This window comes from Pseudomonas sp. CH235, assembly GCF_004368175.1.
Classification (GTDB): Bacteria; Pseudomonadota; Gammaproteobacteria; order Pseudomonadales; family Pseudomonadaceae; genus Aquipseudomonas; species Aquipseudomonas paraglycinae.
Genome location: NZ_RRZJ01000005.1, coordinates 236,702 through 253,873, shown reverse-complemented (window position 1 = coordinate 253,873; position 17,172 = coordinate 236,702). Strand labels below are relative to the sequence as shown.

The window sequence follows — 17,172 nt, the reverse complement described above, 5'->3', positions numbered from 1 at the left end:
CGTGAGACGTAAACTTTTGCTGCTGCTGGAAACCGGACTGGTTCTGGCAGGGCTGCTGTTGGGCGCCAGCGCCTGGAAGATTCATTCGGCGCTGGAACAGCCCCTGAACATCACGCAGGAAGAACTGCTGGATGTGCCCAAGGGATCCACCCCGACCCGTACTTTTCTTGGACTCGAAGCCGATGGCGTCATCAAGGACGCGTTCTGGCTGCGGGTCTATTGGCGTTTCAACCTTGCCGGCACGCCGATTCACAGCGGTGAATACCGCATGCAGCCGGGCATGACCGTCAACGGCCTGATCGACCTGTGGAAGCGCGGCGATGTGGTTCAGTACAGCCTGACCCTGGTCGAAGGCTGGAATTTCCATCAAGTGCGCGCCGCGCTGGCCAAAGATGAAAAGATCGAGCAGACCCTCAACGGTCTGAGCGACAGTGATGTGATGGCCAAAATCGGTCACAAGGGCCTGTTCCCTGAAGGCCGCTTCTTCCCCGACACCTACCGCTTCGTGCGCGGTGTGACCGATACCGAACTGTTGAAAAAGGCCTTCGACCGCCTCGACGAAGTGCTGGCCAAGGAGTGGGAAAAACGCTCCGCCGACGTGCCTTACACCGAGCCCTATCAGGCGCTGATCATGGCGTCGCTGGTGGAGAAGGAAACCGGCGTGCCTCAGGAACGTGGCCAGATTGCCGGCGTCTTTGTACGTCGCATGGCGCTGGGCATGCAGCTGCAGACCGATCCGACGGTGATCTACGGCCTGGGTGACCGCTACAACGGCAAGCTGACTCGTGCGCATCTCAAGGAAGCCACGCCGTACAACACGTACATGATTCCCGGCCTGCCGCCGACGCCGATCGCCATGGTCGGACGTGAAGCCATTCACGCCGCACTCAACCCGGTGGATGGCACCAGCCTCTACTTTGTTGCCCGTGGCGATGGCAGTCACGTGTTCTCCGATGATCTGGACGCGCACAACAATGCGGTGCGCGAGTACCAGCTTAAGCGGCGCGCGGATTACCGCTCGAGCCCGGCGCCGACGACTGCGCCCGAAACCGCTCCGGCAGCCGAGGAGGCTATACCTGCCGCCTCTCCCGACACTGCACCGGAGTCGTTGCCGCAGCCGCCTGCTCAAGAGCCTGCGCCGACGCCGGAACCGGAAGCCTCCGCTCCCCAAAACACGCAATGACTTTGATTAAGGACTGCCTGTGACTGGCTTGTTTATTACCCTGGAAGGCCCGGAAGGCGCCGGCAAAAGCACCAACCGCGAATACCTCGCCGAGCGCCTGCGCGCCGCCGGTATTGAAGTGGTGCTGACCCGCGAGCCCGGCGGTACGCCGCTGGCCGAGCGCATTCGTGAGGTGTTGCTGGCCCCGGTCGACGAAGTGATGAATCCGGACACCGAGCTGTTGCTGGTGTTCGCCGCCCGTGCCCAGCATCTGGCTGAAGTCATTCGACCGGCACTGGCCCGTGGTGCGGTCGTGCTGTGTGACCGTTTCACCGATTCGACTTACGCCTATCAGGGTGGCGGTCGTGGCTTGTCGCTGGAGCGCATCGCGGCGCTGGAGACTTTCGTGCAGGGCGACTTGCGTCCCGACCTGACGCTGATTTTCGATCTGCCGGTGGAAATCGGTTTGGCCCGCGCCAGTGCTCGTGGACGTCTGGATCGTTTCGAGCTGGAAGGCCGTGAGTTTTTCGAGGCCGTACGCAGTGCTTTCCTCAAGCGCGCCGAAGCCGATCCGGCGCGTTACGTGCGGATCGACGCCGGTCAGCCGTTGGCCAAGGTTCAACAATCGCTGGATACCCTGATTCCGAATTTGCTGGAGCTGAGCCGTGGCTGAGGCCTATCCGTGGCAGGACAGCCTCTGGCAGCAACTGGCCGGTCGCACTCAGCATGCCCACGCGTATCTGCTGCACGGGCCGGCCGGGATCGGCAAGCGCGCGCTGGCCGAGCGACTGATGGCCAGCCTGCTGTGCCAGCGTCCGACGCCTGAAGCCTGCGGCGAGTGCAAATCCTGTCTGCTGCTCAAGGCCGGCAGCCACCCGGACAATTACATCCTCGAACCGGAGGAAGCGGACAAGGCGATCAAGGTCGATCAGGTGCGTGATCTGGTCAGTTTCGTGGTGCAGACCGCACAACTGGGCGGGCGCAAGGTGGTGCTGATCGAACCGGTGGAGTCGATGAACATCAACGCCGCCAACGCCTTGCTCAAGAGCCTTGAGGAGCCGTCCGGCGATACCGTGCTGCTGCTGGTCAGCCACCAGCCGAGCCGGTTGTTGCCGACCATCAAGAGCCGCTGCGTGCAGCAGGCCTGTCCGCTGCCGAGCGAATCCATGAGCCTGCAATGGCTGGCTCAGGCATTGCCGGAATGTTCCGAAGACGAACGGGTCGAACTGTTGACCCTGGCCGCCGGCTCGCCGTTGGCCGCCGTCACGTTGCAGGGGCAGGGCGTGCGTGAACAGCGTTCGCAGGTTGTCGAAGGCGTGAAGAAGCTGCTCAAGCAGCAGCAATCGCCGACGCAACTGGCCGAGGAGTGGAAAAACATTCCGATGCTGCGGCTGTTCGACTGGTTCTGCGACTGGTCGAGCCTGATCCTGCGCTATCAATTGACCCAGGATGAAGCAGGCCTCGGCCTGACCGATATGCGCAAGGTCGTGCAGTACCTGGCGCAGAAAAGTGCTCAGCCTAAAGTGCTGGATATTCAGGACTGGATCCTCGCCCAGCGCCAGAAAGTCCTGAGCAAGGCCAACCTCAATGCGGCGTTGCTGCTGGAAGCGTTGCTGGTGCAATGGGCGAGCTTGCCTGGCCAAAGATAAGAATGTGTACCTAGACTCTGAACATCAGCAGTGGAGGTCAACATGAATGAACCTGTCAGCCCGGGGCCGCGCAACGGCATCCTGTCCCTGACCATCAAGGACAAGTCGGTCCTTTACGCCGCCTACATGCCGTTCATCAAGAACGGTGGCCTGTTCATCCCGACCAACAAGAGCTACAAGTTGGGCGACGAGGTGTTCATGCTGCTGAACCTGATGGACGAGGCGGAGAAGATTCCGGTGGCCGGCAAAGTGGCCTGGATCACCCCCAAAGGCGCCCAGGGTAACCGCGCAGCCGGCGTCGGCGTGCAATTCAACGATGGCGACAACACCGCGCGCAGTCGCATCGAAACTCATCTGGCCGGAGCCCTGAAGTCCGACCGTCCCACTCATACGATGTAAGTTGCAGTCCTTTTTATGCTCGTAGATTCCCATTGTCACCTTGATCGCCTCGACCTCACCGTTCACGACGGTTCCCTGGATGCCGCGCTGGACGCGGCCCGTCAGCGCGGGGTCGGACACTTCCTGTGCATCGGCGTCAGCGCCGACAACGCGGCCGACGTCAAAGCCCTCGCCGAGCGCTACGATGATGTCGATTGCTCAGTCGGCGTACATCCGCTGGATGTGCAGCCGGGCGCGGCGCCGGCGCTGGACTGGCTGCTGCACGAGCTCAATCACCCGAAAGTGGTGGCGATCGGCGAAACCGGTCTGGACTATCACTACGAGCCGGAAGCGGCGGAACTGCAGCAGGAGTCGTTCCGACTGCACCTGCAAGCAGCACAGCAGACTGGCAAACCGGTGATCATCCACACCCGTGGCGCCCGTGCCGATACGCTCGAGCTGCTGCGCGAAGCCGCGCTGCCCCAGGCCGGTGTGTTGCATTGCTTCACCGAAGACTGGGACATGGCCAAGGCGGCGCTGGACATGGGTTATTACATTTCCCTGTCGGGCATCGTCACCTTCCGCAATGCCGATGCGCTGCGCGATGTGGCGAGCAAGGTTCCGGCCGATCGCCTGCTGGTGGAAACCGATTCGCCGTATCTGGCGCCGATCCCGTATCGCGGCAAACCGAACCTGCCGCAATACGTGCGGGAAGTGGCAGAGTTTCTGGCGATGCTGCGCGGCGAGAACTACGAGCGCTTTGCCGAGCAGACCACCGAGAACTTCAAGCGACTGTTTCCGCTGGCGCATGTAAAAGCCTGAATCGCAGGCAAAAAAAACCCGGGTTCTGGGGGGTGAATCCGGGTTAAGACCATTAGGAGTAAAACAAAGGCACGCGGTCCCTTGGTACCTTTACCGGCGCGACACTTGGGGGAGATGTCGCCCGACAGTTCAAGTATTGATCAGTCTGGCGCCGAGTCCAGTTGGCCGGCCGGGGTTTTTAAACAAATTTGGAATACGTTCGCTTCGGTTATGTTCTCATTCCCCCCGAAACGTTCGTGAAATGAACAAGAAACACAGATATGGTCGGATGATCCGTGCATTTTTGCGCAAGTTAGGCATAATACGCGGCTTCGAATTTTGACCCCTACAGACCTTTTCTTATGCACAAAGAACCTCGTAAGGTCCGTGAGTTTCGTCGCCGCGAGCAAGAAATTCTCGATACCGCGCTCAAGCTGTTCCTCGAACAAGGTGAAGACAGTGTCACCGTCGAGATGATTGCTGATGCCGTGGGTATCGGCAAAGGCACGATCTACAAGCACTTCAAGTCCAAGGCCGAAATCTATCTGCGCCTGATGCTCGATTACGAGCGCGACTTGAACGAGCTGTTGCACTCGGCCGATGTCGACAAGGACAAGGAAGCGCTGTCCCGTGCCTACTTTGAATTCCGCATGCGCGACCCGCAGCGCTATCGCCTGTTCGATCGCCTGGAAGAGAAGGTGGTCAAGGGCAATCAGGTGCCCGAGATGGTCGAGGAGCTGCACAAGATCCGTGCCTCGAACTTCGAACGCCTGACGCTGCTCATCAAGGGCCGCATCAGCGAAGGCAAGCTCGAAGACGTCCCGCCGTACTTCCACTACTGCGCATCCTGGGCGCTGGTGCACGGCGCGGTGGCGCTGTATCACTCGCCGTTCTGGAGCAATGTGCTGGAAGATCAGGAAGGTTTCTTCCAGTTCCTGATGGACATCGGTGTGCGCATGGGCAACAAGCGCAAGCGCGACCCTGAAACGCCAAGCAGCTGAATCATTCAGTTGCCTTATGCGCCGTGTTTTTCGCTACATGGCGCAGTACCGCAGGAATATACTCAGGCATAGGGCTTGCTAAAACTTGAATTGTGAGTCAAGTTTTAGTCGCTCGATTTTCCATCGCCGGAGTGCTTCATGATCGTTGACCGTCAAGGCAGGCGTTTTCGCAATTTGCGGATCAGTCTGACTTCAGCCTGCAATTACGCCTGTACCTACTGCGTGCCCAACGGCAAGCGGCTGGTGGCTGCGCAGGATGAACTGTCGGCCGAGGCCATGGCACGTGGCGTGGCTTATCTGATCGAAGCCGCCGGCATCGAGCGCCTGCGCATTACCGGCGGCGAGCCGCTGGTCAGCCCCAAACTCGAATCTTTCATGAGCGCCGTCGGCAAGATGGGTCTGGAAGACATCAGCCTGACCACCAACGGTCAGCTCCTTGCGAAAAAGCTCCCGCTGCTGGTCGATGCCGGCCTGCGACGCCTCAACGTTTCCCTCGATACCCTGGACGCCGGCGCGTTCCGCAGCATTGCCCGTGGCGGCGATCTGGCCACCGTGCTGGATGGCATGGATCAGGCGGCCGCGGCGGGGATGAAGATCAAGGTCAACATGGTGCCGTTGCGCGGGCAGAACCTCGACCAGGTGATGCCGCTGCTCGATTACTGCCTCGAGCGCGGCTTCGAGCTGCGATTCATCGAGCTGATGCGCATGGGCCACCTGGCCACTGATTCCAACGCCTTCCTGCAACAGTTCGTCAGCCTGCAACAGCTGCTGAGCCTGATCGGCGAACATTACGAGTACGCGCAAACAGACGCGCCAGTGGACGCGACGGCGGTTCGCTATGCGATTCCCGGTCGGGGCAACTTCGGCGTGATTGCCAACGAAAGTGTGCCGTTCTGCCGAACCTGCTCGCGACTGCGTCTGTCGTCCACCGGATGGCTGCATGGCTGCCTGTCGTCGAGCAACCGCCACTACGTCGGTGACCTGCTCGACAAGCCGCGTCATGAGGCGCTGCCAGCGTTGCAGCGGCTGCTGGTCAAGGCGCTGGGCGACAAACAGGAAGTCGCGTTCTCCGGCGGCGCGACCGTCATGAAAATCATCGGCGGCTAAGCCCGGTTTAACCACAACGCCTTATTTCAAAGCGGACACCTGCACATTTCCAAGGACTGGCGCAAAAGCTGCATCCTACGGCCATTCGCCGGTTTTCCGTCACCGGCTTCTGGAGGATTAGGATGCGTAGCCTGGTTTTGCTGCTGGCCGTTTTGGCGCTGGGCGGCTGTATGACTGTCAGTGACATGGCCGAAGGGACTCGCTACCAGATGAGCGACGCGGGGCTGCTGGACCACAGCGACAGCCGTCGCGTAAACAACTTCCGCATTCAGCCGGATTCGTTCATCTACATTGCGCAAGGCTCGTTCGCGCCGCCGGGTGGTTCTTACCCGCGGCCCAACGTAGTGGCTGAAGAGGCCTTCAAAGGCTTCGTCGAGTACTTCCCGATGGTCCGCCGCGCCCGTGCGCCGGAAGGCCTCGATCAGGCGATGGGCGAAGCCCGCGACGCCGGTGCCCACTACCTGCTGTACACCCGTTTCGCCAAGGCCGACGACCGCATCGGCAACTCCGATGAGTGGCTGGATCAGGAAGCCGTGGATCGCCTCGGTATCGACGGCGGCGTGATTCAGATCATGTTGATCGAGACCAGCACCCAGTATTTGATTGATACTGCACGGATCAAGAGTCGTGGCGGTTTACTGACGTTCCACGACAACAAGCCCGAAGACCTGATCGGCCCACCGCTTGCGCAGTACGCGCGCAGCCTGCTGGGCGTCGGGGACCAGTAATTCAAGGAGTACGCCATGAGTGGCCCGCAAAAAGCCAATGACCTGCTGGGGCAAATCCCCAAAACCAAAGGCTTGCCGCCGGTGCACTTGTGGAACCCGGATTTCTGCGGCGACATCGACATGCGCATCGCCCGCGACGGCACCTGGTACTACCTGGGCACGCCGATCGGGCGCAAGCCGATGGTCAAGCTGTTCTCCACCATCATCCGCCGCGACGGCGATGATTATTTCCTGATTACTCCGGTTGAGAAGGTCGGGATCAAGGTCGATGACGCGCCATTTGTGGCGATTGCCGTCGAGGTGGAAGGCGAGGGGGAGGCGCAACTGCTGCGCTTTACCACCAACGTCGATGAAACCACCGAGGCCGGTCCCGAACATCCGATCCGGGTCGAAATCGATCCGACGACGCAAGAACCTGCCCCTTACGTGCATGTGCGCACCAACCTCGAAGCGCTGATCCACCGCAACGTGTTCTATCAGTTAGTGGAGCTGGCTGTCAGCCGTGAGATCGACGATCAGCGATGGTTGGGTATTTGGAGTGGCGGTGAGTTTTTCCCGATAGGTCTTGAACCTTGAGATGTTGTCCGCCTGGCGCCACTGCGCAGATCGAGCCCGCTTGAATCCTTTCCGGCAGCTGCTATAGCTGTAGTGTGGCAAGATGCCACTCGCCAGAAGGGGCATGGAAATGAACAGACATCAAGTCGGTGCGCTGACGTTGATCGTTTTGCAGACGGGATGCAGCTCATGGGTACAGAAACCGGACACCGTACTGATTCGAGAGCATGATCAGAGCAGTTACACGATTCATCATGACGTTGAAACAGTCGCGAAGAATTATTGGGTTTATACAGCCCTCGCGGCGAATGCCTATCACTTGAAATGGCCTGATTACAAGCAACAACTGGTGCAGGCCAATATCAAACAAGTGACCGAGCCCTTATCCAAGCAGTTCGAGCGATCGTGTAAACCTCACAGTGATGTGACGATCCCCACGCCCGGCTGGTACGCATGGACTCAGTTCCCTGGACCCAATCTGGCCAAAAAGGCTGAGAAAGCGAAGTTGTTTTTCAGTGTATGGGAGCATCGAACGGGCAAGGGAAGCAGTGACGTTTCCGAGGTCGCTATCGTTTTTCGTGGTACCGAGGGTGATCAGCGTCAGGACTGGGAATCCAATGCTCGCTGGTTCATCCCGACAAAACTGCGTGGCGAAGACCAATACGATATAACGCGAGATATTGTGGCTCGGGTCTTCGAGGATGAAATACAGACCCGCATTCGCCAGCATCGACTGCCGCCTGATGTGAAGGTCGTTGCTTTGGGGCATTCCCTTGGAGGCGGTCTGGCGCAGCAGTTGGCCTATGCAATGCCCAGATCCAGCGAGCACCTGATCAAAGTTTCAAAAGTCGTGGCATTCAACTCCTCCCCTGTCACTGGTTGGCTCAGTACCCAGAATCCCCCCCGCGATGAAAATACTCATGGATTGGAAATTGACCGCGTTTTCGAACATGGCGAAGCGCTCGCTTACGTGCGGTTGGTCATCAATATGATTGTCCCGCCGCAAAAAAGGGATTCGCACGTCAGGGATCTGCGGTTCAACTTCTTGACCAGCGCTGGGGGTGTTTCCAATCATGGAAGCCAGTTCTTTGCCTGTCGCTTCGCGGAAGTGGCGGGGGCAACCAAGGACGTCGTTTATACCGAAAGTTTTGCTGACCAGGCAGTGCCATTGATCTCACCTCCGGCCCCCTGAGGTCGGTCGCTTCGGGGGGGATGAGTTGTACCCCTGAGGCCTTGTGTCCGCCAGCCTAAAAATCCCGATTGACGTTTAATCATATGATGATTAGCTTGGGCATCCACAGCGAACGGCTTCGGAGTGTCCATGTCGAGCAGTTTCCACGCATCAACGGTTGACTGGCTGGGTGCCTGGATTGCCGCCGGCCAGGTCAAGCCGGGGCAGGCGATCAAGGTCGAGGCCGATCTGGGCGAGCAGCTCGGTGTCAGCCGCACGGTGATCCGCGAAGCCATCAAGACCCTCGTCGCCAAAGGCATGCTCGAAGTCGGGCCGAAAGTCGGCACGCGGGTGTTGCCGATCAAACGCTGGAACCTTTTCGATCCGCAAGTCGTGGGCTGGCTGTCGCGCAGCGGCCTGCCGGAAAACTTCGTCGATGACCTGCTCGACCTGCGCCGCACCATCGAACCGATGGCGGTGCGCTGGGCCTGCGAGCGGGCGACCGTGGAACAGGTGCAAGCGGTGCAGCAGGCTTACAACGCGCTGGAACGGGCAGTGGACAGCGGTATCGATTACAACCGTGCTGACCAGTTCTTCCACGAATGCATTCTCGCCGCCAGCCACAATCAATTCATCGAGCAAATGGTGCCGGCCCTCGGCGCATTGCTCGCCGTGTCCTTCGAAGTTTCTGCGGCCGATCCCGATGAATTGCGCCGCACTCTGCCCATCCACAAAGACATGGCCGACGCCATCGCCGCCCGGGATGCCGCGCGCGGGGTGTGGGCCTGCATGACCCTGATCGACAATGCCGACCTGGCCATCAAGCGGTTCTACCCGCAGGTGATGGCTGACAAAAAAGCCAGCTGACAAAAACAACAAGACAGGAGGTTGCATGACGTGGACTGCGGTGACAGAGCATCGGGCGCAACTGGGCGAAGGCCCGTTCTGGGATGCGCCTACCCAGGCGCTGTACTGGGTGGACATTGCTGGCAAGCAGGCGCTGCGGCTGATCGGGCAGAACGTGCAGATCTGGCAGATGCCGGAGCACGTCTCGGCGTTCATTCCCTGCGCCAGCGGCGACGCGCTGGTGACCCTGAGCAGCGGCGTCTACCGGCTCGATCTCGATTCCCCCGGACTTGAGCCGCGACTGACGCTGTTCTGCATAGCCGATCCGCAACCGGGCAACCGCGCCAACGAGGCACGTTGCGATGGCCAGGGCCGCTTGTGGCTCGGCACCATGCAAAACAACATCGGCGAGCAGGGCGAGGATCTGCCGATCACGCGTCGGTCCGGCGGGCTGTTCCGCGTTGATCCGGATAAAAGGGTCACGCCATTGCTGCGCGGCCTGGGCATTCCCAATACGCTGCTCTGGAGCGACGACGGCACGACTTTGTTGTTCGGTGACAGCCTCGACAGCACCTTGTATCGCTATTTCATTCACACCGACGGCAACCTCGACACCGCCCAGCCTTGGTACAGCGCCGATCAGCACGGCGGCCCGGACGGTTCGGCGATGGACGCCGAAGGCTACGTGTGGAACGCCCGCTGGGACGGCAGCTGCCTGCTGCGCCTGACACCGGATGGCCAGATCGACCGCAAGATCGACCTGCCGATCAGCCGTCCGACCAGTTGCGTATTCGGCGGTGTAGACCTGAAAACCCTGTACATCACCAGCGCCAAAAGTCCGCTGAACCATCCGCTGGATGGCGCCGTGCTGTCGCTGAAGGTGGATGTGGCCGGAAAACTCTGTACGCGTTTTTCTGGTTAGATCCCAAAATATGGGATGCAAAATTATATATTGAGATTATTCGGCGGTCGGGTTTATAGTCGGCTCCAGCAGTAACACGCACTCACACTTAAAAAGAACAAAACAGGTGAAGTGATGCAGCGAATTTCCATCGCACTCCATAGCGGAGTCAGCGCTTCGGGCCGTTTCGGTGCCGCGGCGTGCGCTCGCCTGTCTTGTTCCACAAGCCTTCCAGACCGGACATCGTCAGATGCCCGGTTTTTTTAAGCTTTCGAACAGGAGTCCTGATTCATGGCTGAACCACTATCCTTGCCACCGGTGCCCGAGCCACCGAAAGGTGAGCGCCTGAAAAACAAGGTCGTGCTGCTGACCGGCGCCGCCCAAGGCATCGGCGAAGCAATCGTCGCGACCTTCGCCTCGCAGCAGGCCAAACTAGTGATCAGCGATATCCAGGCTGAAAAGGTCGAGAAAGTCGCCGCGCACTGGCGCGAGCAGGGCGCCGATGTGCAAGCGATCAAGGCCGACGTCTCGCGTCAGCAGGATCTGCATGCCATGGCCAAACTGGCCATCGAGCTGCACGGTCGCATCGACGTGCTGGTCAACTGCGCCGGGGTCAATGTGTTCCGCGATCCGCTGGAAATGACCGAAGAAGACTGGAAACGCTGCTTCGCCATCGACCTCGACGGCGCCTGGTATGGCTGCAAAGCCGTATTGCCGCAGATGATCGAGCAGGGCATCGGCAGCATCATCAACATTGCCTCGACCCATTCCACCAACATTATTCCCGGCTGCTTCCCGTACCCGGTGGCGAAGCACGGCTTGCTCGGGCTGACCCGCGCGCTAGGCATCGAGTACGCGCCGAAAGGCATTCGCGTCAACGCCATCGCCCCGGGCTACATCGAAACCCAGCTCAACGTCGATTACTGGAACGGCTTCGCCGACCCACACGCCGAACGTCAGCGCGCCTTCGATCTGCACCCACCGAAACGCATCGGCCAACCGATCGAAGTGGCAATGACTGCTGTATTCCTGGCCAGTGATGAAGCGCCGTTCATCAACGCCTCGTGCATCACCATCGATGGTGGCCGCTCGGTGATGTACCACGACTGAAAATCCGGATTTCAGGTGGAAAGGTCCGCCTGAAATTCAATCATCATACGATATGACTATTGTCGTCATGATTAGCAGGAAACGCTTCGACCGCTTTAACGTTTTTCAAATAACGCTCAAGAAAAATAACAAGGAGTCTGCTTATGAAACGTCGTTTCGGGATTCGTACCCTGTGCAGTACCGCGCTGGCGGTCACTGCGTTCAGCCTGAGCAGTGCGCTGCTGGCCGCCGATCCGGTGAAGATCGGGTTTCTGGTCAAGCAGGCCGAAGAACCGTGGTTCCAGACTGAATGGGCCTTCGCCGAGAAAGCTGCCAAAGACAAAGGCTTCGAGCTGATCAAGATCGCCGTGCCGGACGGCGAGAAAACCCTCTCGGCCATCGACAGCCTTGCGGCCAACGGCGCCAAGGGCTTCGTCATCTGCCCGCCGGACGTGTCCCTCGGCCCTGCGATCATGGCCAAGGCCAAGCTCAATGACCTGAAAGTGATCGCCGTCGACGACCGTTTCGTCGACGCCAATGGCAAGTTCATGGAAGACGTGCCGTACCTCGGCATGGCCGCGTTCGAAGTCGGCCAGAAGCAGGGCGCCGCCATGGCCGCCGAGGCGAAAAAGCGTAACTGGGACTGGAAAGACACCTACGCGGTGGTCAACACCTACAACGAACTCGACACCGGCAAGAAGCGCACCGATGGCTCAATGAAGGCCCTCGAAGACGCGGGCATGCCGAAAGATCACATTCTGACCGCCGCCCTGAAAACCCTCGACGTACCGGGCAGCATGGACGCCACCAACTCGGCGCTGGTCAAGCTGCCGAGTGCGGCGAAGAACCTGATCATCGGCGGCATGAACGACAACACCGTGCTCGGCGGCGTGCGCGCCACTGAAGCCGCCGGGTTTGCCGCGGCCAATGTGATCGGCATCGGCATCAACGGCACCGACGCCATCGGCGAACTGAAAAAGCCCAACAGCGGCTTCTACGGTTCAATGCTGCCGAGCCCGCACATCGAAGGCTACAAGACCGCCGAGATGATGCACGAGTGGGTCACCACCGGCAAAGAACCACCGAAGTACACCGCGATGGACGACGTCACCCTGATCACCCGCGACAACTTCAAGCAGGAGCTGGAGAAGATCGGCCTGTGGAACTGACGGCAGCGGCGGCCCGGGCAGCCGGGCCGCTTGAACGGTGTGATGAGGTGGCTTAAATGCACGCGCAAGTACAGACACAAGAACACAGCGCCAGCGGCAGCCTGCGTTTCAACGGGATCGGCAAGACCTTCCCGGGCGTGAAGGCGCTGGACGGCATCAGTTTCGTCGCTCACCCCGGGCAGGTTCACGCCTTGATGGGCGAGAACGGCGCTGGCAAATCGACCCTGCTGAAGATCCTCGGCGGTGCCTACATTCCGAGCAGCGGCGAGCTGCAGATCGGCGAGCGGACGATGGCGTTCAAGTCCACCGCCGACAGCATCGGCAGCGGCGTGGCGGTGATTCACCAGGAGTTGCATCTGGTGCCGGAAATGACCGTGGCCGAGAACCTGTTTCTCGGTCACCTGCCGGCCAGTTTCGGCCTGATCAATCGCGGCGCGCTGCGCCAGCAAGCCTTGGCTTGCCTCAAAGGCCTGGCCGATGAAATCGACCCGCAGACCAAGGTCGGACGCCTGTCCCTCGGTCAGCGGCAACTGGTTGAAATCGCCAAGGCGCTGTCCCGTGGCGCGCATGTGATTGCCTTTGACGAACCGACCAGCAGCCTTTCGGCGCGGGAAATCGACCGGTTGATGGCGATCATCGGCCGACTGCGCGACGAAGGCAAAGTCGTGCTCTACGTCTCCCATCGCATGGAAGAAGTGTTCCGCATCTGCGACGCGGTGACGGTGTTCAAGGACGGCCGCTACGTGCGCACCTTCGACGACATGAGCCAGTTGACCCATGATCAACTGGTGACTTGCATGGTCGGGCGCGACATTCAGGACATCTACGATTATCGCGGTCGCCCGCGCGGTGCCGTGGCGCTGAGAGTCGATGGATTGCTCGGCCCGGGCCTGCGCGAGCCGATCAGTTTCGATGCGCACAAAGGCGAGATTCTGGGGCTGTTCGGACTGGTCGGGGCAGGGCGCACCGAGTTGTTCCGGCTGCTCAGCGGTCTGGAGCGCAACACCGCCGGACGTCTGGAATTGCGCGGTCATGAACTGAAACTGCGTTCGCCCCGCGATGCGATTGCCGCCGGGATTCTGTTGTGCCCGGAAGACCGCAAGAAGGAAGGCATCATCCCGCTCGCCAGCGTCGCCGAGAACATCAACATCAGTGCACGGGGCGCGAATTCCGGGCTCGGTTGCCTGCTGCGCGGGATCTGGGAAAAGGGCAATGCCGAGAAACAGATCAAGGCCCTGAAAGTGAAAACGCCCCATGCCGGGCAACAGATCAAGTTCCTGTCCGGCGGCAATCAGCAGAAGGCGATTCTCGGCCGCTGGCTGTCGATGCCGATGAAAGTCCTGCTGCTCGACGAACCGACCCGGGGCATCGACATCGGCGCCAAGGCCGAGATCTACCAGATCATCCATAACCTGGCCGCGGACGGCATTTCGGTGATCGTGGTGTCCAGCGATCTGATGGAAGTGATGGGCATTTCCGACCGCATTCTGGTGCTGTGCGAGGGCGCCCTGCGTGGCGAAGTCAGCCGCGACCAGGCCAACGAATCCAACCTGCTGCAACTGGCTTTGCCGCGCCACCGCGCTGACGGCGTGGCGAACTGAGAGGTGACTATGATGACAACCCAAAACGAAACCCTGCCGACCGAGCGCAAACCTCTGGATATGCGGCGCTTCCTCGACGACTGGGTGATGCTGCTGGCGGCGGTGGGTATTTTTGTCGCCTGCACCTTGCTGATCGACAACTTCCTCTCGCCACTGAACATGCGTGGCCTGGGCCTGGCGATTTCCACCACCGGGATCGCCGCGTGCACCATGTTGTATTGCCTGGCATCGGGACATTTCGACTTGTCGGTGGGTTCGGTGATTGCCTGCGCCGGTGTGGTGGCGGCGGTGGTGATGCGCGACACCAACAGCGTATTTCTCGGCGTCAGCGCGGCGCTGGTGATGGGTCTGATCGTCGGCTTGATCAACGGCATCGTGATCGCCAAGTTGCGGGTCAATGCGCTGATCACGACGCTGGCGACCATGCAGATCGTCCGTGGCCTGGCTTACATTTTTGCCAACGGCAAAGCGGTGGGCGTGTCCCAGGAATCGTTCTTCGTGTTCGGCAACGGCCAGTTGTTCGGCGTGCCGGTGCCGATCCTGATCACCATCGTCTGCTTCCTGTTTTTCGGCTGGCTGCTGAATTACACGACCTACGGGCGCAACACCATGGCCATTGGTGGCAACCAGGAAGCGGCGTTGCTGGCGGGGGTGAATGTTGACCGTACGAAGATCATCATCTTTGCGGTGCACGGGGTTATTGGTGCGTTGGCGGGGGTGATTCTGGCTTCGCGGATGACTTCAGGGCAGCCGATGATCGGGCAGGGGTTTGAGCTGACGGTGATTTCGGCTTGCGTACTGGGCGGGGTTTCGTTGAGCGGCGGGATCGGGATGATTCGGCATGTGATTGCCGGGGTGCTGATTCTGGCGATTATCGAGAATGCGATGAACCTGAAGAATATCGACACGTTTTATCAGTATGTGATTCGTGGGTCGATTTTGTTGTTGGCTGTTGTCATTGACCGTCTGAAACAGCGCTGAAATCAAAAGCTCCCTCACCCCAGCCCTCTCCTGGAGGGAGAGGGAGCCGACCGGGTGTCTTGCGCTCTACATTGACCTGAAGAATCCAATCGATTATGGATTCGGCAAAGCCTTTTCAGGTCGACGTACCTCCCGAATATCCCCCATTCAGTTCCCTCTCCCTCCGGGAGAGGGCTAGGCGGGCGGCGTTCCGATGAGGGCGCTCTTGATCTTCCCGCCTTCCGTCACCCCACCCAAAATTTCCCTTGCCCGTCTCAACCCGTTTCGGTTATCAATTTGTACATGATTAGACAGGTACGATTTGACAAGAAACAACGGGTGGTCAACGAGCTCGTCCGACGCATCGAAAGCGGCCTCATGGAGGACGGCTTTCTGTTGCCCGGCGAGCATCAGTTGGCTCAGGAATTCAACGTCAGCCGTGGCACGTTGCGCGAAGCGCTGGCCGAACTGAAGCGGCGCAATTACATCGCCACGCAGAGCGGGGTCGGCTCCATCGTCACGTTTGACGGTGTGGTGCTCGACCAGCGCAGCGGCTGGGCCCAGGCCCTGGCCGACAGCGGGGCGATAATCAATACCGACGTGCTGCGTCTGGAGGCCGTGACTCGTGCGGATCTGCTTGCGCGTTTCGGCTCCGATCAATTCATTCTTCTCGAACGTCGCCGCCGTTCCAACGATGGTACGGCGGTGTCCCTTGAACGCTCTCTGATGCCCGCCAGCGGAGGCCTGGAAAGCCTGCCGCGAGTGGGCCTGATCGATAACTCCCTGACCATCACCCTGGCCGCCTACGGTTACATCGGCGAGCGCGGCGATCAGTGGATCGGTGCCGAACCGCTCAACGCCGTGGATGCCGAACTGCTCGGTCGTCCCGAAGGCACGGTGTTCCTCAAGGCGCTGCGCACCACCTACGATCGGCAAAACCGCTTCATGGAGCAGGTCGAAAGCCTGCTCGACCCGGTGCATTTCCGTCTGCACCTGCAATTTGGAGAATCGAAATGACCGCCCTCGACCGTGCCTTGGGCGCGTTTTACGGCCTGGCCCTGGGCGACGCGCTGGGCATGCCGACCCAATCCCTGAACCGCGAAACCATCAAGCAGCGCTTCGGCCAGATCACTGATCTGCAAGACGCCGGCCCCTTGCAGCCGATTGCCGCGAACATGCCCAAAGGCTCGATCACCGATGACACCGAACAGGCGATTCTGGTCGGCGAGTTGCTGGTCGAAGGCAAAGGCGGGATCGAACCGGCAGTGCTCGCGCAACGGCTGATCGAATGGGAAGCCGAGATGCAGGCCAAGGGCTCGCAGGACTTGCTCGGCCCGTCGACCAAACGTGCGATCGAAATGATCCTTGCCGGCCATTCGCCGGAAGAGGCTGGCCGTTATGGCACTACCAACGGCGCAGCGATGCGCATCACCCCGGTGGGAATCGCGGCGGATGTCGCCGATCCCGAGCGCTTTATCGCGGCGGTGGTGCAGGCCTGTCAGGTCACTCACAACACCACCCTGGGGATTTCCAGCGCGGCGGCGGTGGCTGCGGAGGTCTCGGCCGGCATCAACGGCCTGGATCTGGGCGAGGCGCTGAACCTCGGCCAGCAGATCGCCCAGCAAGCGGAGTCTCATGGGCACTGGGTGGCCGGCGGGCGCATTGCGTCGCGGATCAGTTGGGCGCGCAGCATCAGTGTCGAGAGCGACCCGGTGTTGCTCGCGGATCTGCTGTACGACGTGATCGGAACCTCGGTTGCGTCGCAGGAATCGGTGGTGGTGTCGTTCGCCCTCGCGCAGCAAGTCGCGGTCGGTGAAATGATGCCGTTCGATGCGCTGTGCATGGCCGCGAGCCTGGGTGGCGACACCGACACCATCGCCGCGATTCTCGGCGCCATGCTCGGGGCCTGCCTGGGCCTGCAGAGCTGGCCGGCGCCGATGATCGAGACGGTGAAGGCCGTCAATGGTCTGGAGCTTGAACCGTTGGTGCAGGGACTTTTGGCCTTGCGCTGATTGAACTGACGCCATCGCTGGCTTGCCAGCGATGGCCGCACC

The 17,172-nt window shown here is 60.4% G+C and carries 18 protein-coding genes; all 18 read left to right on the top strand.

Features of this window, described 5'->3' with window-relative positions; genetic code table 11:
* Position 1: 1 nt before the first annotated feature.
* Positions 2-1,183, top strand: a complete 1,182-nt coding sequence (gene mltG / locus EIY71_RS08305) for an endolytic transglycosylase MltG (protein WP_064383483.1) — start codon at positions 2-4, stop codon at positions 1,181-1,183.
* Positions 1,184-1,202: 19 nt separating this feature from the next.
* Positions 1,203-1,835, top strand: a complete 633-nt coding sequence (gene tmk, locus EIY71_RS08300) for a dTMP kinase (RefSeq protein WP_007950797.1) — start codon at positions 1,203-1,205, stop codon at positions 1,833-1,835.
* A complete protein-coding gene (locus EIY71_RS08295) occupies positions 1,828-2,811 on the top strand; it encodes a DNA polymerase III subunit delta' (protein WP_085745056.1) in 984 nt (327 codons plus the stop codon). The genes tmk and EIY71_RS08295 overlap by 8 nt, the downstream gene beginning before the upstream one ends.
* Before the next feature lie 42 nt (positions 2,812-2,853).
* Positions 2,854-3,210 (top strand): PilZ domain-containing protein, encoded by a 357-nt coding sequence (locus EIY71_RS08290; RefSeq protein ID WP_007950801.1) that lies wholly within the window; start codon positions 2,854-2,856, stop codon positions 3,208-3,210.
* A gap of 15 nt (positions 3,211-3,225) precedes the next feature.
* Entirely contained in the window at positions 3,226-4,011 is a 786-nt protein-coding gene (locus tag EIY71_RS08285; RefSeq protein WP_102686507.1) for a TatD family hydrolase, read from the top strand.
* Positions 4,012-4,352: 341 nt separating this feature from the next.
* The gene (locus EIY71_RS08280; RefSeq protein ID WP_007950805.1) at positions 4,353-4,991 is read left to right on the top strand and encodes a TetR/AcrR family transcriptional regulator; all 639 of its coding nucleotides are present in this window, start codon (positions 4,353-4,355) and stop codon (positions 4,989-4,991) included.
* 138 nt (positions 4,992-5,129) lie between these two features.
* A complete protein-coding gene (locus EIY71_RS08275; RefSeq protein ID WP_102686506.1) occupies positions 5,130-6,098 on the top strand; it encodes a GTP 3',8-cyclase MoaA in 969 nt (322 codons plus the stop codon).
* Between the two features lie 122 nt (positions 6,099-6,220).
* Positions 6,221-6,826 (top strand): DUF4823 domain-containing protein, encoded by a 606-nt coding sequence (locus EIY71_RS08270; RefSeq protein ID WP_007950810.1) that lies wholly within the window; start codon positions 6,221-6,223, stop codon positions 6,824-6,826.
* A 15-nt stretch (positions 6,827-6,841) separates the two neighbouring features.
* Positions 6,842-7,402, top strand: a complete 561-nt coding sequence (locus EIY71_RS08265; protein WP_085745054.1) for a DUF1285 domain-containing protein — start codon at positions 6,842-6,844, stop codon at positions 7,400-7,402.
* Positions 7,403-7,511: 109 nt separating this feature from the next.
* Positions 7,512-8,573 carry a DUF6792 domain-containing protein gene (locus EIY71_RS08260; protein WP_158247723.1) on the top strand — a complete coding sequence of 354 codons (1,062 nt, stop codon included), beginning with the start codon at positions 7,512-7,514 and terminating at the stop codon, positions 8,571-8,573.
* 129 nt (positions 8,574-8,702) lie between these two features.
* Complete coding sequence (locus EIY71_RS08255; protein WP_007950814.1) at positions 8,703-9,419, top strand: FadR/GntR family transcriptional regulator; 717 nt, start codon at positions 8,703-8,705, stop codon at positions 9,417-9,419.
* 25 nt (positions 9,420-9,444) lie between these two features.
* Positions 9,445-10,320, top strand: a complete 876-nt coding sequence (locus tag EIY71_RS08250; RefSeq protein WP_134021306.1) for an SMP-30/gluconolactonase/LRE family protein — start codon at positions 9,445-9,447, stop codon at positions 10,318-10,320.
* A gap of 270 nt (positions 10,321-10,590) precedes the next feature.
* Positions 10,591-11,409, top strand: a complete 819-nt coding sequence (locus tag EIY71_RS08245) for an SDR family oxidoreductase (RefSeq protein ID WP_011335425.1) — start codon at positions 10,591-10,593, stop codon at positions 11,407-11,409.
* A 143-nt stretch (positions 11,410-11,552) separates the two neighbouring features.
* Complete coding sequence (locus EIY71_RS08240) at positions 11,553-12,557, top strand: substrate-binding domain-containing protein (RefSeq protein WP_129973708.1); 1,005 nt, start codon at positions 11,553-11,555, stop codon at positions 12,555-12,557.
* A gap of 56 nt (positions 12,558-12,613) precedes the next feature.
* Positions 12,614-14,158: an L-arabinose ABC transporter ATP-binding protein AraG gene (gene araG, locus EIY71_RS08235; protein WP_129973709.1), complete on the top strand. Its 1,545-nt coding sequence runs from the start codon at positions 12,614-12,616 to the stop codon at positions 14,156-14,158.
* 12 nt (positions 14,159-14,170) lie between these two features.
* Positions 14,171-15,139: an L-arabinose ABC transporter permease AraH gene (gene araH / locus EIY71_RS08230; RefSeq protein WP_011335422.1), complete on the top strand. Its 969-nt coding sequence runs from the start codon at positions 14,171-14,173 to the stop codon at positions 15,137-15,139.
* A 282-nt stretch (positions 15,140-15,421) separates the two neighbouring features.
* Positions 15,422-16,135: a GntR family transcriptional regulator gene (locus EIY71_RS08225; protein WP_134021303.1), complete on the top strand. Its 714-nt coding sequence runs from the start codon at positions 15,422-15,424 to the stop codon at positions 16,133-16,135.
* Positions 16,132-17,130, top strand: coding sequence for an ADP-ribosylglycohydrolase family protein (locus EIY71_RS08220; RefSeq protein ID WP_134021300.1), 999 nt, complete (start codon positions 16,132-16,134; stop codon positions 17,128-17,130). Before EIY71_RS08225 ends, EIY71_RS08220 begins: the two co-directional genes overlap by 4 nt.
* The last annotated feature ends 42 nt before the right edge of the window (positions 17,131-17,172 follow it).

Bases quoted from the DNA above. Each gene is read 5' to 3' on its own strand.
- EIY71_RS08260 (WP_158247723.1), top strand. From the start codon at position 7,512: ATGAACAGACATCAAGTCGGTGCGCTGACGTTGATCGTTTTGCAGACG.
- EIY71_RS08255 (WP_007950814.1), top strand. From the start codon at position 8,703: ATGTCGAGCAGTTTCCACGCATCAACGGTTGACTGGCTGGGTGCCTGG.
- EIY71_RS08285 (WP_102686507.1), top strand. From the start codon at position 3,226: ATGCTCGTAGATTCCCATTGTCACCTTGATCGCCTCGACCTCACCGTT.
- EIY71_RS08240 (WP_129973708.1), top strand. From the start codon at position 11,553: ATGAAACGTCGTTTCGGGATTCGTACCCTGTGCAGTACCGCGCTGGCG.
- EIY71_RS08290 (WP_007950801.1), top strand. From the start codon at position 2,854: ATGAATGAACCTGTCAGCCCGGGGCCGCGCAACGGCATCCTGTCCCTG.
- araG (WP_129973709.1), top strand. From the start codon at position 12,614: ATGCACGCGCAAGTACAGACACAAGAACACAGCGCCAGCGGCAGCCTG.
- EIY71_RS08265 (WP_085745054.1), top strand. From the start codon at position 6,842: ATGAGTGGCCCGCAAAAAGCCAATGACCTGCTGGGGCAAATCCCCAAA.
- EIY71_RS08250 (WP_134021306.1), top strand. From the start codon at position 9,445: ATGACGTGGACTGCGGTGACAGAGCATCGGGCGCAACTGGGCGAAGGC.
- EIY71_RS08280 (WP_007950805.1), top strand. From the start codon at position 4,353: ATGCACAAAGAACCTCGTAAGGTCCGTGAGTTTCGTCGCCGCGAGCAA.
- EIY71_RS08220 (WP_134021300.1), top strand. From the start codon at position 16,132: ATGACCGCCCTCGACCGTGCCTTGGGCGCGTTTTACGGCCTGGCCCTG.
- araH (WP_011335422.1), top strand. From the start codon at position 14,171: ATGACAACCCAAAACGAAACCCTGCCGACCGAGCGCAAACCTCTGGAT.
- EIY71_RS08245 (WP_011335425.1), top strand. From the start codon at position 10,591: ATGGCTGAACCACTATCCTTGCCACCGGTGCCCGAGCCACCGAAAGGT.
- EIY71_RS08275 (WP_102686506.1), top strand. From the start codon at position 5,130: ATGATCGTTGACCGTCAAGGCAGGCGTTTTCGCAATTTGCGGATCAGT.
- EIY71_RS08270 (WP_007950810.1), top strand. From the start codon at position 6,221: ATGCGTAGCCTGGTTTTGCTGCTGGCCGTTTTGGCGCTGGGCGGCTGT.
- EIY71_RS08225 (WP_134021303.1), top strand. From the start codon at position 15,422: ATGATTAGACAGGTACGATTTGACAAGAAACAACGGGTGGTCAACGAG.